Origin of the sequence: Streptomyces sp. NBC_01116, from assembly GCF_041435495.1 — a bacterium.
In the GTDB taxonomy this organism is placed as follows: domain Bacteria; phylum Actinomycetota; class Actinomycetes; order Streptomycetales; family Streptomycetaceae; genus Streptomyces.
The window spans coordinates 7,849,145-7,862,879 of sequence record NZ_CP108644.1 but is presented as its reverse complement, the minus strand read 5'-3'; the positions used below and the strand labels follow the sequence as shown (position 1 = coordinate 7,862,879).

14 protein-coding genes are annotated in these 13,735 nt (G+C 70.8%); 8 read left to right on the top strand and 6 right to left on the bottom strand.

The window, feature by feature from the left end; translation table 11 throughout:
* Positions 1–95: 95 nt before the first annotated feature.
* From OG245_RS34430 to OG245_RS34420, 3 genes are all read right to left on the bottom strand, one after another.
* The gene (locus OG245_RS34430) at positions 96–1,862 is read right to left on the bottom strand and encodes a discoidin domain-containing protein (protein ID WP_371627253.1); all 1,767 of its coding nucleotides are present in this window, start codon (positions 1,860–1,862) and stop codon (positions 96–98) included.
* 236 nt (positions 1,863–2,098) lie between these two features.
* On the bottom strand, positions 2,099–3,214 hold the full coding sequence (locus OG245_RS34425) for a DUF1996 domain-containing protein (protein WP_371627252.1): 1,116 nt from the start codon (positions 3,212–3,214) through the stop codon (positions 2,099–2,101).
* A 405-nt stretch (positions 3,215–3,619) separates the two neighbouring features.
* Positions 3,620–4,765: a S1 family peptidase gene (locus OG245_RS34420; protein ID WP_371627251.1), complete on the bottom strand. Its 1,146-nt coding sequence runs from the start codon at positions 4,763–4,765 to the stop codon at positions 3,620–3,622.
* 284 nt (positions 4,766–5,049) lie between these two features.
* Here OG245_RS34420 and OG245_RS34415 point away from each other — a divergent pair, with 284 nt between their 5' ends.
* Both OG245_RS34415 and OG245_RS34410 read left to right on the top strand, forming a co-directional pair.
* Positions 5,050–6,090 carry an SCO7460 family lipoprotein gene (locus OG245_RS34415; protein WP_371627250.1) on the top strand — a complete coding sequence of 347 codons (1,041 nt, stop codon included), beginning with the start codon at positions 5,050–5,052 and terminating at the stop codon, positions 6,088–6,090.
* 169 nt (positions 6,091–6,259) lie between these two features.
* Positions 6,260–6,835 carry a GNAT family N-acetyltransferase gene (locus OG245_RS34410; protein WP_371627249.1) on the top strand — a complete coding sequence of 192 codons (576 nt, stop codon included), beginning with the start codon at positions 6,260–6,262 and terminating at the stop codon, positions 6,833–6,835.
* Between the two features lie 229 nt (positions 6,836–7,064).
* Here OG245_RS34410 and sigJ read toward each other — a convergent pair whose 3' ends face one another.
* On the bottom strand, positions 7,065–7,967 hold the full coding sequence (gene sigJ / locus OG245_RS34405; RefSeq protein WP_371627248.1) for an RNA polymerase sigma factor SigJ: 903 nt from the start codon (positions 7,965–7,967) through the stop codon (positions 7,065–7,067).
* Between the two features lie 96 nt (positions 7,968–8,063).
* On the opposite strand from sigJ, the gene OG245_RS34400 reads away from it, so the two are divergent.
* From OG245_RS34400 to OG245_RS34380, 5 genes are all read left to right on the top strand, one after another.
* Positions 8,064–8,426: a hypothetical protein gene (locus OG245_RS34400; protein ID WP_371627247.1), complete on the top strand. Its 363-nt coding sequence runs from the start codon at positions 8,064–8,066 to the stop codon at positions 8,424–8,426.
* A gap of 146 nt (positions 8,427–8,572) precedes the next feature.
* Positions 8,573–9,391, top strand: a complete 819-nt coding sequence (locus tag OG245_RS34395) for an ABC transporter ATP-binding protein (protein WP_371627246.1) — start codon at positions 8,573–8,575, stop codon at positions 9,389–9,391.
* A 185-nt stretch (positions 9,392–9,576) separates the two neighbouring features.
* The gene (locus OG245_RS34390; RefSeq protein WP_371627245.1) at positions 9,577–9,903 is read left to right on the top strand and encodes a PadR family transcriptional regulator; all 327 of its coding nucleotides are present in this window, start codon (positions 9,577–9,579) and stop codon (positions 9,901–9,903) included.
* Positions 9,900–10,256, top strand: a complete 357-nt coding sequence (locus tag OG245_RS34385; RefSeq protein ID WP_371627244.1) for a DUF1048 domain-containing protein — start codon at positions 9,900–9,902, stop codon at positions 10,254–10,256. The genes OG245_RS34390 and OG245_RS34385 overlap by 4 nt, the downstream gene beginning before the upstream one ends.
* A 1-nt stretch (position 10,257) precedes the next feature.
* Positions 10,258–10,584: a DUF1048 domain-containing protein gene (locus OG245_RS34380; RefSeq protein WP_371627243.1), complete on the top strand. Its 327-nt coding sequence runs from the start codon at positions 10,258–10,260 to the stop codon at positions 10,582–10,584.
* A 262-nt stretch (positions 10,585–10,846) separates the two neighbouring features.
* Here OG245_RS34380 and OG245_RS34375 read toward each other — a convergent pair whose 3' ends face one another.
* Positions 10,847–11,182 (bottom strand): hypothetical protein, encoded by a 336-nt coding sequence (locus OG245_RS34375; RefSeq protein WP_371627242.1) that lies wholly within the window; start codon positions 11,180–11,182, stop codon positions 10,847–10,849.
* A gap of 53 nt (positions 11,183–11,235) precedes the next feature.
* On the opposite strand from OG245_RS34375, the gene OG245_RS34370 reads away from it, so the two are divergent.
* Positions 11,236–11,967, top strand: coding sequence for a MerR family transcriptional regulator (locus tag OG245_RS34370; protein ID WP_371627241.1), 732 nt, complete (start codon positions 11,236–11,238; stop codon positions 11,965–11,967).
* Positions 11,968–12,017: 50 nt separating this feature from the next.
* Here the strand turns inward: OG245_RS34370 and OG245_RS34365 are convergent, their stop codons facing one another.
* On the bottom strand, positions 12,018–13,637 hold the full coding sequence (locus OG245_RS34365) for a carboxylesterase/lipase family protein (RefSeq protein WP_371627240.1): 1,620 nt from the start codon (positions 13,635–13,637) through the stop codon (positions 12,018–12,020).
* Positions 13,638–13,735: the final 98 nt, after the last annotated feature.

Genomic DNA, 13,735 nt, shown 5'->3' with positions numbered 1-13,735 from the left:
CCCGCGGCGGTCACGGAGATCCGTGACCGCCGCGGGCTCCCTCCGCGCCGACAGCGGGGATGGGACGGCGCCGAGGGCTTGCCGGCCCTGCCGGATCAGCTCCGGTAGACGCCGAACTCGTAGAGCGAGTAGCCCCACGGGGTGCCGCGCTCGGTGGTGCTCACACGGACGTAGCGGGCGTTGCCCGCGACCTCGATGTCATCGATGCCGCCGTTGCCCGCCGTCTGGGTGTGGACGGTGGTCCAGTCCTGCCCGTTGTCCGACGTCTGGACCGTGTACGCCTTGGCGTAGGCCGCCTCCCAGGCCAGCTGGACATGGTCGAAGGAAGTGGTCGCTCCCAGGTCGACCTGGATCCACTGCCGGTCGGCCCAGTCGCTGGCCCAGCGGGTGTCGAAGGAGCCGTCGACGGCGTTGGCCGCCGGGCAGGGGCAGCCGACGCTCTCCGGCTGGAAGGACGACGCCTCGGCGGGCTTCCCGGAGGCCAGGTTCACCCCGTCGACCTTGGGCGGCACCACCTTGAAGGACTTCGTCTCGATGCCGACGTTGCCCTTGCCGTCGGTCGACTTGAGGTAGACCTTCCAGACGCCGAGCCTGTCCGGTGCGGTGACCTCGAACGTGCCGTCACCCCGGTCGGTGAAAACCGCTTCCGTCAACTGCCCTCCGTTGTCGATGTACTTGGAGTTGACCAGCACCTGATGGGTGAGCGGGTCACCGTCCGGGTCGGAGACGGACGCCTTGAACGTGAACGGCTTGCCCGCCTGGACCGCGGAGGCGTCGTCGACGGCCATCCCGCTGATGACCGGCGGGGTGTTGTCGCCGGAGGTGTCCGCGCCGAACGCCTCCTTCACCGCGTAGTAGGAGAGCCGCTTCTGGCCCGCGGGGAGCAGGTTGAACCAGACGCCGCCGAAGTCGTACTCGGTCCCGTAGTGGAACAGCGTGGCGCCGAGCGACACCCCCTCGTGCCCGTCGACGCAGTCCCAGGCCCGCTGGTAGCCCTCGGCCTTCGCCACGTCGCTCGGCTCGTCCGGTACGCCGTTGGCGTCGTCCGGCACCTCCCACTCACCGGCGGGCCCGCCCTCGGTGACGATGTAGGGCTTGTCGTAACCGCCGCTCTCCCAGGTCTCCTTGATGTCGCAGACGGCGTCGTAGGAGTTCACGGCGTACAGGTCGAGGTCGGGCGCGTTCTTCTTGTAGTACGGCCAGGCCCCGGTCCACGCGTCGGTCGAGGTGACCGGGTGGTTCGGGTCGACCGCGTGGATCTTCTTGGCGACCTCGTTGACGAACGTGGTGTAGGCGTCGCGCTGCTGCTCCAGCGCGTCGCCGCTGTAGCAGTTCTGCAGACCGAGCACCGACTCGTTGCCGACGTTCCACATCAGGACGCCTTCATGGTCCTTGTAGGTCTCGACCCACTTCGGGAATTCGGCGAGCATGTCGTTCTTGTACGCGGTATCCGTCAGGTAGTTCACACAGCCACCGCTGCCGGGACCGCCGCCCGGTTGCAGCCAGAACCCGGCGATCACCTTGATGCCGTTCGCCGCCGCGGTGTCCAGCAGGGGCTTCGTGGTGGCGTCGGTGCCCCACGTTCGGATCGTGTTGACACCCATCGACTTCACGTCGGGCATGTACCGCCCGGCGTCCGCGACGGACGGACCCCAGGTCAGGCCCTTCACGGTGTACGGGGCGCCGTTCACGGTCAGCTGCCAGGCGCCCTGGGAGCCGGTCACCTTCACCACACTGCCGGCGGCCTGAGCGGCGGGCACCGGAAGCGTGGCCGCGGCGGCGGCCAGCAGTGCGGCGACGGCGAGGCGTGCGGTGGTTCGGCCCCGGGCGCGGGCCGGACGTCGGAATCGGGACGTGATCATGGGGGGAGGAGCTCCTCACGGGAGTGCGGGTGGGGTGGGACAGGTGGAATAGCTGGGACAGGTGGGGAGAGTGGGCCAGGAGGCCGGAGACGACGGGCAGGACAGAGCGCGCGGGCAGGGAGATCACGGAGAGCCGGGAGAGCACCGAGCCTGCAAGGGAGAGCGCGGAGTCCGTACGGGAGAGCGCTCTCCCTCATGGGTGCGGTGCGCCCATGAGGGAGACGCGACGGGCAGGGTCAGGGCAGTTCGTAGTTCTCGTCCAGAACCGCGCCCTCACCCGGGTTGTTCTCGTCGTAGCCACGGGCGTTGCACTGGAGAGCACCGACGATGCAGTGGTCGACCAGGGCGTCGAGCGTGGCGCCGTCCCAGGCGTTGAAGAAGTCGTAGTGGAAGGAGTGGCCGGTGCCGCTGGCCAGTCTCACCTGCGACATGTCACCGTTGACCGGCCACGCCATCTTGAACTCGATCATCGGCAGGGCCACCGGGTGGCTCGTCGGGCAGACGTCCTGGTTGGCCCCCATCACGACCGGATAGGCCATGTGGGCCTTGTGGTCGGGAGTGTCCAGGTGCTTGCCGTCCCAGCAACTGGGCGCCTGCATACGCAGGTTGAGCTGAGTGTCCCGGCTGGTCGGGCAGGCGGCCGGGAAGTCGTAGTTGTGGTAGCTCTCGCCGCACTCGTACCCCTCGACCATGCCGGGGTGGTCGCGGAACTCCTGGGCGGTCTGGGTGGGGCTGCCGACGACGAACCGCAGCCCTTTGGGGAAGGGGCGCACGGTGCGGTAGTCGGTGACTCCGGCCTTGTAGTAGATGGTCTGGGGGCCGACCGGGCGGATCTCCTCGTTCCCGTTGTAGAGGGTGGGCATCCAGTAGGCGGACAGGTCGCCGGGCGCGAGGCAGGCGGTTCCGCCCGCGCTCAGGGACGCGGTGGTGCTGTTCGCGTCCGTGGTGTCGTTGCCCATGAACGTGTGGTCGTGCGAGGCGCCGGCCTGGCCCGGGTAGACGATCGGGTCGTCCGGGGCGGTGTGGCTGACCGAGCAGTTGGCCTGGAACTCGTGGAAGTAGCGGTGCGGCGGGATCTCGTCGGACGGCTCCACTCCTGTGACCGGCGGGTCCGCCGGTATGTAGCCGTCGCCGTCGGGGTCGTCCCCGAAGGCGACGGGCTTCGCCGGCGCCATCCGGTGGCCCTGCATGACGTGCGAGGCCGCCGCGGGCTTGCCGGACGCGGGCGGGGCCGCCTCGGCGGCGGTCGCCCCGGCGTTCGTGATCGCGGTGAGCCCGAGCGCGACCAGCGCCAGGGCGGTCGCCACGATCAGGGCGGACACCAGGGTCGTTCTGTTGAGTCTTGTCACCATAGGGACCTCCATGCCGCTCTTCATCCCTGCACATCGGGTGCACGGTGGGGGGAAAGGGTGAGCTGGACGGTGCAGCCGGGAAGAGACTCCGCCCTGCGCGTCACGAGGCCGGCGGACCGCGGGATCTGGGAGAGCGCTCTCCAAGGCGGTGCCAGTGTTGCGCCGGTGTCGAGAGGGTGTCAATAGCTGGTGAACGATGCACTGGGCAGCGGCTGTTGGGGGGTCGGGAAAACGCTCTCCCGGAAGCACGCACAGGGAAGCGGCCCCGCCACGCCGGCGGGGCCGCTCACAGTGCCTTCACTGAGCCGATGGGATCCGGGCGTCCCGGACCGCTTCCGGCCCGGCACCCTCACCTGTCGGCGGGAGCCGCACCGCCGGGGAGGACGACGGGACGGCTCCCCCGGATCACGCGGTGTGCAGGGTCAGCCCGTAACGGTTGAGGATCTCGTTGACCGGCTGGTACCAGGTCTCCCCGCCGCCGGAGCAGTTGCCCCAGCCGCCGGAGGTGACACCCTGGGCCTGGTCGCCGCTGATGAACGAGCCGCCGGAGTCGCCCCCTTCGGCGCAGACGCTCGTCTTGGTCATCTGGCGCACGGCGCCCTGGCTGTAGTTGACGGTCTCGTTCTTGGCGAGGACGTTGCCGCAGTGCCAGCGCGTGGTGGAGCCGGAGCGGCAGATCGAGGCGCCGATCGGCGCCTCGTTCGAACCGCGGACGAGCTGGTCGGAGACGGTGCCCCAGCCGAGGACGACCGGCACGGTCCACCAGCCGTTGGCCACGTTCACCCAGGCGTAGTCGTCGCCGGGGAAGGACGAGCCCTGGAAGTTGCCGATGGCCGAGCCGTCCCAGCCGCGCACGGACTGGCCCGTGCCGCCGCAGTGCCCGGCGGTGACGAAGCCGCCGTGGACGGAGAAGCCGATCGAGCAGCGCACGTTGCCCGTGTAGTACGGGTCGCCTCCGACCGTTCCCGCCGCGAAGGTCCGCGGCGCTTCGGCGGTCGTCTCGACGGTCACGGGCCCGGCCTCGCGCGCCTTGGCGACGAAGGTTCGGACATCGTTGTCACGCTGCTCGGAGGCGACGACGTTGACGACGACGCGGCTGGCCGCCGGGTCGACGTGCCAGCTGCTCACGCCAGACGGTGCGGGCAGGGCGTCGATGCGGGCCTTCGTCGCGTCGAGCCGCTTCGCCGAGTGCTCGACGAGCCGGGTTTCGGCACCGGCGGCCCGTACGGCCTCCGCGGTGTCGGCATGCGTGACGGCGACGACCAGCTTGCCGGTCTTCGCGTCGAACCAGGAGCCACCGAAAGCGGCGCCCGCGGCGCGGCGCACCGTCGGCTCCAGGGCGGTGGCCGCCTTCTCGTCGGCGAGCCTCGCGACGGCTTCGCCCTCGGTGAGGCCGAAGTCGCGCTGCATCGCGGTGAGGAGGGCGGCGGAGGCAGGGGCTTCCGCGGAATCGGTGGGGGCGGCGGAGGCGGTCGACGGGCCGGCGGCGGCCCATGCACCGAGGAGCAGGAGTGCGGACAGACCGGTCCGCAGCACGGTTGCGTGTCTCAAGGGAGTGGCCCTTCCTGTTGTTCCAACGACGTGGGGGTGGAACGGGAGGCGTCCGGGAGCGCATGCCGATCTCGACGCTTTGAGAGCGCTCTCAGATATGCCGTCCCGGACTGTAGCGGAGTTACGTAGTCAGGTCCATGCCAATAGCGGCGATGGGGCGACGGGCTGGAAGGAGGTGCGCGAGGACGCCGTGCACCGGGCTGAGTAGGCGTACTCATCCGGCCCGCAGGCGCTCGTCCTACTGTCACAGGAACAAGGGGCGGGGCCAGGTGGAGGAGCTGATCATGACCGGATCACACCGAAGGCGGTGGAGGGCCGCGCTGACCGGCACGCTGGCGGGTTCGCTGGTCGTGCTGCTGGGCGCGTGCGGAGTGGTCGCCACCGATGACGACCGCCGGGCGGCGGAGGAACTGGCCGAGAAGCACTTCCCGGGGCAGCTCAAGGCGATCGGAGCGCGCACGCTCTTCCCGGGCTCCGGCGGCTCGGAGGTCACGTTCGCGGTGACCGACGACCGCGACGCCGTGGTCCGGCTCCGCATCGACACGGACAAGGCCGACGAGGGCACGTGCGACCGCAAGGACTGCGCGGGCGTCCTGGCCGAGGCCGTGGAGCGCGGGCGACAGCAGGCCGAGGACTTCCGTACGCTCAAGGGCGCCTTCGACGCCTGCGGTTACGAGGTCGTCGCCCTGGGCCCGACCGGCACCCCGCCCTACGTCGTGGCCGAGCTGACGAACGCCACCGTCGCGAAGGTGCTCGGCGAGATCGGGGAGTGCGTCCAACGCTGGGTCACGGCGAGCGGGGCCGACAGCGCGTTGGCGAAGGCTCGGGGGTCGTACGTGAACGTGGTCTCCCCGCCCGTCGCCGACCGGCGTGCCCGGGGCAAGGATTCCTGGCCCACCGTGATGCGGCTGACCCGGCAGGACCTCCTGGCGTCGCTCACCGGGCAGGCCTATTTCTCGGCCAGTTACGAGATCGGGGCGGGCCGGGTCGACACGACGGGCAGCGCCCGGGTCGTCCGCCCGTTCGGGGAGCGCCAGAAGTTCGGCGACACGGTGCAGAAGGCGGTGAAGGAGCAACTGCGCGCCACCTACCCCCGGGTGGTCATGAGCACCTATCAGTGGATCTGGCGGCTGGAGCCGGGCCGCGTCGACCGGCAGACCGGCTACGTACTGTTCTGCCCCGAGCCGGACGCGCGCGGGCGGTGCCTCAACAGCGATGACGCGGCACTGGTGACCACGGACGAGCACGGCAGTCCGGTGGGGAAGATCCGGCTCGTGCACGACGTACGCGAGGGCACCGGGGCGCTGCGGCTTCCGCCGTACTGAGGACAGGGTCCCCGGGCACCCCGGGGCGCCTGTTGTCCGTGTCTGCCGCGGGCACCCGTGACCCCAGCCGTTCGGGCCCGGAGCGGGCGGGACACCTCCGGACCTCGGCCGGTTCGCTTGTCGACGCTCCCCGCGGGCGTCACCGGGTGTGTCATGGCATCGTGGCGCCATGACCATCGCCGTTCGCCCGGCTTCGGCATTCGAGGACGTCCGTACCCTGGTCGGCCCGAAGTCCCCCGAGGCCAACGTCTGTTGGTGCCTGAGCTACCGGATTCCGTCCAAGCTCAACACCGAGCTCCGCGGTCCGGCCCGCGGCGAGTACGTCGCCGGGCTCTGCCGCGCGGAGCCTCCGCCGGGTGTGCTCGCCTACGACGGCGACGAGCCGGTCGGCTGGGCCGCTGTGGCGCCGCGCTCGGACACCGCCTTCGCCCGCAGCCGAAAGATCCCGCACGTCGACGACCTGCCGGTCTGGTCCCTGTGGTGCATCCGGGTTCGCCCCGGCCATCGCGGGAAAGGGATCTCGCGCGAGCTGATCTCCGGCGCGGTCGCGTTCGCCCGCGCCCAGGGCGCGCCGGCGATCGAGGCGTACCCACTCGACAGCGGTGACGCCAAGGTCGACCTGACGATGGCGTACCCCGGCATCCGGAAGAACTTCGAGCGCGCCGGGTTCACCCACGCCGCCGACACCACCTCGGTGCTGTCCGGTCACCCGCGCGTACTGATGCGGCTCGACCTGCGCCGGTAGAGCCGACCTGCCCACGCCCCCACGACTGTGTGCCCGCGTGCCTGCATGCATGACGCCGTGCCCCTGTGCCTCCGTGACTTCGCAGGCTCCGTGACTTCGTAGGGTCCGTGACTTCGTAGGGTCCGTGGCCGATGGAGGCCGACCGAGTTCGATCCCTCAGCAGGCATCACCGCTCAGGGGCATCGCAGCGGTCAGCGACCCCGAGCCACCTAGGACCTCCTCGTCGTCGTCACGCCCGCGGGGTGGCCCACGGCCCCAGCTTCTCCGGGTTGCGGACCACCCAGACCCGGGCGACACGGCCCTCGGCCACGTCGAACGAGGCCACGGTCACGACGACACCGTCCCGTAGCGCCACCAGGCCCGGCGCACCATTGACCGACCGCTCCCGCAGCACCAGCCCCGGGGCCCGGTCGGCGATGGCGACCATGTACGAGGCGATGCGCGCGTCACCTTCGATCGGGTGCAGCGCGGCACCGACCAGGCCGCCGCCGTCGGCGGTCATCACGGCGGTCGGGTCGAGGAGGTCGACGAGGGCCGCGATGTCCTTGCTCTCCCACGCCTCCTTGACCCGCCGCACCACCTCGGTCCGCGCGTCCGCCGCCACCGGAGCCCCGGCGCCGGGCACCCGCCGCCGGGCGGAGGACGCGAGTTGTTTGCAGGCGGCCGGCGTCCGGCCGAGGACGTCGGCGATCTCGGCGAAGGGGTAGCGGAAGACATCGTGCAGGACGAACGACACGCGCTCGGCGGGGGTCATCGTCTCCAGGACGACGAGGAAGGCCATGGTCACCGACTCGTCCAGAACCATCCGGTCGGCGGGGTCGGAGCCCCGGCCGTCGCCGCGTTCGACCGGGTCGGGCAGTGGATCGGGCAGCCACGCGCCGACGTAGCGTTCGCGCCGGACCCGCGCCGAGCCGAGCACGTCCAGGCAGATGCGGCCGGTCACCGTCGTCAGCCAGGCGCCGGGCGACACGATCTCGTCCCGCCGGCTCCGCGGCAACGCGTACCAGCGCGCGAAGGCCTCCTGCACGGCGTCCTCGGACTCGGCGAGCGATCCGAGCAACCGGTAGGCCACGTTGATCAGTCGGCCGCGCTCACCAGCTGTCACCTCGGCGCGCACCCCCTCCGCCTCCATGCTCCCGGCCTCCTCGCCTTACCTTTCGCCGGCCCGCGTCGTCGGGTTGGTGAGACCTTATCGATCGACTGCCCACGGGCGGAAAAGGGGCGTGGCATGGCCACTCCGGTGACGACACAGCGCGCGTTCCCGTTTCTGCGGATCGCGATCGCCCTCCAGACACTGACCATCTTCCTTCAGGCGGTCTCCTCCGGGCTGCTGATGACCTCGTCCTACGGGGAAACGCTGCACAGCGTCGGCGCGCGCGTGATGTACGGAGCGTCGATGCTGTACGTCCTCGCGGCGGTACTGGCCTGGAAGCCGGGTGGCGGCTCGCCCCGGCCCATCCTGTACGCGTCCGGCTTCCTGGTCCTGGCCTCGGTCCAGGTCGCGGTCGGCATCGCGCACCTTCCGTCGGTCCATCTCCCCCTCGGAGTACTGATGTTCGGACTGAGCCTGCTCGCCCTGGCCCGGCGCTGAGGTCCGCCACGACGGGACACCGGGAGGGCGTCCAGGACACCGGTCCGTGTCCGCCATGCAGTCACCCACGCCGATAAATGCCGCCTACAGCTACCCTCCGTGCGACAGACGGGGTACTCACCGACACGAAGGGGCCGGACGACGGCATGGACGGGAACACCGGCAACAGCCACGGGCGCGTCGTCGCCGCCCTCGACGGCGTGAGCATGCGCCGCCACACCACCGGCCAGGTCATCCTCGACAGCGTCGGCTGGACCGTCCGGGCCGGCGAGCACTGGGCGCTGCTCGGCCCCAACGGAGCGGGCAAGACCAGCGTCCTGCGGCTCGTCGGCGCCACCGCTTTCCCCACCACCGGCACGGTGGACGTCCTCGGCCACCGGCTCGGCCGCGTCGACGTGCGGGAGCTGCGCGCCCGCATCGGCCACGTCTCCACCTCGCAGCGCGTGCCCGGGGACCTGACCGGCCACACCACCGTCCTCACCGGCCACTCCGGCACCGTCCAGCCGCTGTGGAAGTCGTACGACGACGAGGTGCGCGAGCGTGCCCGCGGATTGCTCGCCGAACTCCGGATCAAGGACCTCGCCGACCGACCCTATGGCGCCTGCTCGGGCGGCCAGCGCGCCCGGATCCTCATCGCCCGCGCCCTCATGGCGGATCCCGCCCTGTTGCTGCTCGACGAACCGTTCAACGCGCTCGATCTGCCCTCGCGCGAGGACCTCATCGACACCATGCGCCATCTCGCTCTGCATAGGCCCGAGTTGTCGACGGTGACTGTCACCCACCACCTGGAGGAACTCTCCCCGGCGATCAGTCATGCCCTGCTCCTGCGTGAGGGGCGTGTGCTCGCGGCAGGGGTGGTCGAGGAGGTCCTCACGGAGGAGCGCATGACCGCCTGCTTCGGTCGCCCCATCGAGGTGTCACGGCACGCGGGCCGCTGGCTGGCCCGCTCGGGCGGCTTCACGTAGGGGTGAGCCCCGGCGTCGGTTCCATCTCGGCACATGGCGCAGGCAGCGGGAGCCCCGAACCTGCGGAAGCGGAAGCGGACCGCCACGGCGACGGCGGTGTATTCACTCCCCCTACCCACTACTCGGTGATACCGTGTAGTGGTACTCGGCGCTACGTAGTACCACGAGGTTGAGGAGGACTCGCGATGGACGACCTGACAGAGATGCTGAAGGGCACGCTCGAAGGGTGCGTGCTCGAAATCATCGGCAGCGAGGAGACCTACGGGTACGCCATCACCCGCCGGCTGAACGAACTCGGCTTCACCGACGTCGTCGAGGGGACGGTGTACACCATCTTGCTGCGACTGGAGAGGAACAAGCTCGTCCAGGTGACGAAACGGCCGTCCGGGGTGGGCCCGCCGCGCAAGTTCTACGCGCTCAACGACACCGGGCGCGAGGAGCTCGCGAAGTTCTGGACGAAATGGCAGTACGTCTCATCACGCATCGACAAGCTCAAGGAGGGCGGGAGATGAACTTCTGGGAGACCATCACGGGCAGCGATCTCACCAGGGACTGGAAGGCGTTCGAGGCACGGGCCGAGGCCCTGCCCGAGGACCACCGGGCCGCCTGGGAACAGATCAAGGCCCACCTCACTCCCCACGGGGACTTCACCGGCCGCAATCTGATGCCGATCCTCGACGCCACCCTGGGACTGCTCGAAGAAACGGCGGCGGACGGGCAGAGCGCCCACCAGGTCCTCGGCGACGACATCCGAGGCTTCTGCACGGCGCTGGCCGGCGGAGAAGGCGCACCCACCTATCGCGACCGGTGGCGTGAGCAGCTGAACAGCAACGTCGCAAGGAAACTGAACCGGCTGGGAGGCTGACGTGGGCATCCAGGACATCATCGAGGGCAAGAAGCAGTGGCGGGCGCACACGGCCCGGGTCAAGGCGCTCCCGCCGGACTACCGGATCGTCTACAAGGAGATGCAGAAGTACCTGTTCAAGGTCGGACCGGTCGACCTGCCCGACGGGCCGCTGCTCCCCGGGATCGTCGACTTCTTCGAGGAAGGCGTCGCCGCGGACAAAGGGGTCGTGGAACTGATCGGCATGGACGTCGCCGCGTTCTGCGACGATCTGATCAAGGACTCCCCCACCCACGCGGACGCCTACCAGGAGTCCATCAGCCCCACAGCCGGCACGGCCGAGAAGTAGCCCCCGCGCTCCGTACCCGCGGGCGCGGCAGCCGGCGGGCGCACCAGCCCGCACACACGGTTCGTTCGCTCCGGCGCAGCACGAGGTGCGAGCCGACCGGACACCGGAAGCCGTCGGTCTGACAGCGCTCGGCTACCGCTGGTCGACGGCGCACTTCAACCGCGACCCCAAGTAATCGAGCCCGACCGCGCGAGCGCCTCCGCGGCGGCTGCCGGCAAGCCAGTTGTCGGCAGCCAGTTGTCGGCTGTCGGCTGTCGGCCGCTCAGTCCCGATGCTCGTCGGTCGGCGCCTTCAGCAGCCGGTCCAGCTCACTTCCGGCCTCGTCGTACCCGGCGTCGGAGATCCGTTGCAGCTCACGCAGGTCGCCGGTCGAGGACGCGCGCCGGGTGAGCAGGAACCCTGCGCGCAGGGATCCCTCGTCCAACAACTCCCTCAGCTCTTCGAGGTCACCCGTAGCACCCGCGAGGTCGGCCAGCCGGTCCAGAGCCGCCTCACTGCCCTCATCGGCCAGCTCGCGCAGGATCTCCCGATCGATGCCCATGTCCGTGTCCGTGTCCGTGTCCGTGTCCGTGTCCGTGCTCATGTTCGTGTTCGCCATGGCGCCATCGTGCAGCCCTGCCCCAAGGGAAAGGCAAGTGGGACGATGTCCGAGTGATCACCATCGGGCAGCTGGCCAGGTACGCCGGAGTGTCGATCAAGACCATCCGCGTCTACCACGACAAGGGCCTGCTCCCCGAACCCGACCGTGATGCGTCCGGCTACCGCCGGTACGGCGCGGACGACGCGATCGCCCTGATCAAGATCCGCACCCTCGCGGAGGCCGGCGTTCCCCTGGCCCGCATCCGGGATCTGCGATCGGCGACCGAGGAGGAGTTCCAGCGGGCGCTGAGCGAGATCGACCGGGATCTCACCGCCCGCGTCCGTACGCTGCGGGAGGCGCAGGGACGCCTGCGCCGGCTCGCAGCCGGACATCCGGCACCACTGCCCACCGAGGTCGGCACCCACCTGGAAGCCCTGGCCCGCTGGGGATTCACGCCTCGATGGGTGGACCTGCAACGCGACCTCTGGGTCCTCGTATTCGCCAGCCACCCGGATCGTGCGATCACACTGTTCCGCGACCAGGCCGAGACCCTGGCCGACCCGGCACTGCGGCAGCTCTTCCGCGACTACGACCAGGCACACGACCTCGACGCCGATGACCCCCGCGTCGACGCCCTCGCCGGCCGGATCACCGAAGCGACCCGGAAACGCTATGGAACCGGCGAACCGCCCCAGCTGGACACGGCATCCGAGATCCCCGCCCTCATCCAGGGCACGGTCAACGCCTCGTCGCCGGCATGGCAGCGACTCGACACCCTCATCCGTGCGCACCTGAACCCATGACGCGACACACACGGCTCTCCGGGACGCGACAGGGAGGACGGCGGTGCGCCTCAGGGTGCCAGCAGCGGCAGTCCGGCCGCACGCCACAGGTCACGAAACCCGTGCTCCGCCCCGTCTTCCTCCGCCGCCGTACGCCAGATCTGTACCGTCGCCCCGCTCTCGGCGGGCCCGTCAAGGGCTGCCCAGCCCGGGTCGCCGTGGGCGGCGAACTCGGCCCAGGCGCGGGTCATGCGCCGGGAGAGCTCCTCGTCGGCGGCTCCGGGCGGGCCGCCGAGGAGGAAGTGGACGCTCTCCTCGTGGAGGTTGCCGAAGGCGAAGGGGATGTCCGCGCAGTGCCAGGCGCGCACCCGCTGCCCCGCAGGGTCCCGGCGGCGGTCGAAGCGGGCGAGGAAGGCCCGGCCGCCCGCCAGGGCGTGGGCCTCGGCGAGGCGCGTGCTGTATTCGGCGAACAGCAGTCCGGAGTAGAGGGAAAGGTAGACATCGAGGAGGGGCGCGTCCGGCAGGCGCTCCCGGTGGCCCTCGACGAGCGATGCCGGTAGTCCGAAGTCAGCCGCGAAGAGGGCCAGTTGCTCCTCCGATGTGATCTTCGCGCTGCTGCCGACCGCGTCCAGGAGCCACTGCTCCTCCGTGGTGTGGCAGACCAGCAGCTCCACCGCGCCGCCCGCTCCGGCCGCCAGGGCCTCCAGCGGGTCCGCGGTCAGGAGGGCGCCGTCGGCGACCGGGCCGTAGATCGCCGGGTCGTAGTGGCGCTGCCCCGAGCCGGGGTCCTGCGCGTACCGCTCGCAGACCCGGTCCGTCGCGGCGACGAGGAGCTCGGGCGGGGCGGCGAGCAGCCCCGCGCGGGTGGCGGGCACCCCGGCGGCCTCCGCGACCTCGGCAGTCGTGCGGGCCGCCTGCTCCATGGTGGCGAAGGCGTTGACGGCGCTGTGCAGGACGGCGCGGCGGAACAGGCCCCGCGCCCGGTCGGCCACCGTCAGGCAGGCCACGGAGGTGGCGCCCGACGACTGTCCGGCCAGGGTGACCCGGTCGGGCGAACCGCCGAAGGCGGAGATGTTGTCGCGGACCCACTCCAGGGCGGCTATCTGGTCGAGGAGGCCCCGGTTGTCGGGGAAGGCCGCTGCGCCGGCGTCGGCGCCGGGCACGCGTATGGTCCTGCCCGGCAACGGCATACCCTTACCGGTCCCGTCCATGCTGTCGCCAGGCACGTGCACGCCGTTGTCGGCGTCCAGAGGTTCCGGCACGTGGCCGAACCCCTCGAAGCCGAGGCGGCTGTTGAGGGTGACGACGACGAGCCCACGGCCCGCCGGTGCGGTGCCGTCGAAGTCGGGCTGGGCCGAGGACCCGAAGACGTACGCCCCGCCGTGGACCCAGACCAGCACGGGCAGGTCGCCGGGCCCGTCGGCGGGCGTCCAGACGTTCACGGTGAGGATGTCCTCGTCACCGGGCGACCAGCTCGGCGCGCCGGGCAGTTCGGCCGACTGGGGGGCCACCGGCCCGAACGCGGTGCAGTCCCGCACGCCGTCCCACGGTTCCGCCGGCTGCGGCTCCCGGAACCGGCGGGCGCCGAACGGCGGTGCCGCGTACGGGACTCCGCGTACGGCGACGATGCCGCGGTCCCGAGCGGCGCGTCGCCCCCGTACCCTCCCGGACTTCGTCGTGAACACGTCCATGGCTCCCGCTCCCCCGCTCGTGCCCCGTCCGGCGCTCGGCGCGGCCGGGCCAGCATGCCGGACCGCCCGGTGCCACCACCACCGGATTGATCTTGTCC

What these genes read in the sequence shown, in the direction of transcription:
- OG245_RS34430 (WP_371627253.1), bottom strand. Translation starts at nt 1,862, where the DNA reads ATGATCACGTCCCGATTCCGACGTCCGGCCCGCGCCCGGGGCCGAACC.
- OG245_RS34425 (WP_371627252.1), bottom strand. Translation starts at nt 3,214, where the DNA reads ATGGTGACAAGACTCAACAGAACGACCCTGGTGTCCGCCCTGATCGTG.
- OG245_RS34415 (WP_371627250.1), top strand. Translation starts at nt 5,050, where the DNA reads ATGACCGGATCACACCGAAGGCGGTGGAGGGCCGCGCTGACCGGCACG.
- OG245_RS34410 (WP_371627249.1), top strand. Translation starts at nt 6,260, where the DNA reads ATGACCATCGCCGTTCGCCCGGCTTCGGCATTCGAGGACGTCCGTACC.
- sigJ (WP_371627248.1), bottom strand. Translation starts at nt 7,967, where the DNA reads ATGGAGGCGGAGGGGGTGCGCGCCGAGGTGACAGCTGGTGAGCGCGGC.
- OG245_RS34400 (WP_371627247.1), top strand. Translation starts at nt 8,064, where the DNA reads ATGGCCACTCCGGTGACGACACAGCGCGCGTTCCCGTTTCTGCGGATC.
- OG245_RS34395 (WP_371627246.1), top strand. Translation starts at nt 8,573, where the DNA reads ATGGACGGGAACACCGGCAACAGCCACGGGCGCGTCGTCGCCGCCCTC.
- OG245_RS34390 (WP_371627245.1), top strand. Translation starts at nt 9,577, where the DNA reads ATGGACGACCTGACAGAGATGCTGAAGGGCACGCTCGAAGGGTGCGTG.
- OG245_RS34385 (WP_371627244.1), top strand. Translation starts at nt 9,900, where the DNA reads ATGAACTTCTGGGAGACCATCACGGGCAGCGATCTCACCAGGGACTGG.
- OG245_RS34375 (WP_371627242.1), bottom strand. Translation starts at nt 11,182, where the DNA reads ATGGCGAACACGAACATGAGCACGGACACGGACACGGACACGGACACG.
- OG245_RS34365 (WP_371627240.1), bottom strand. Translation starts at nt 13,637, where the DNA reads ATGGACGTGTTCACGACGAAGTCCGGGAGGGTACGGGGGCGACGCGCC.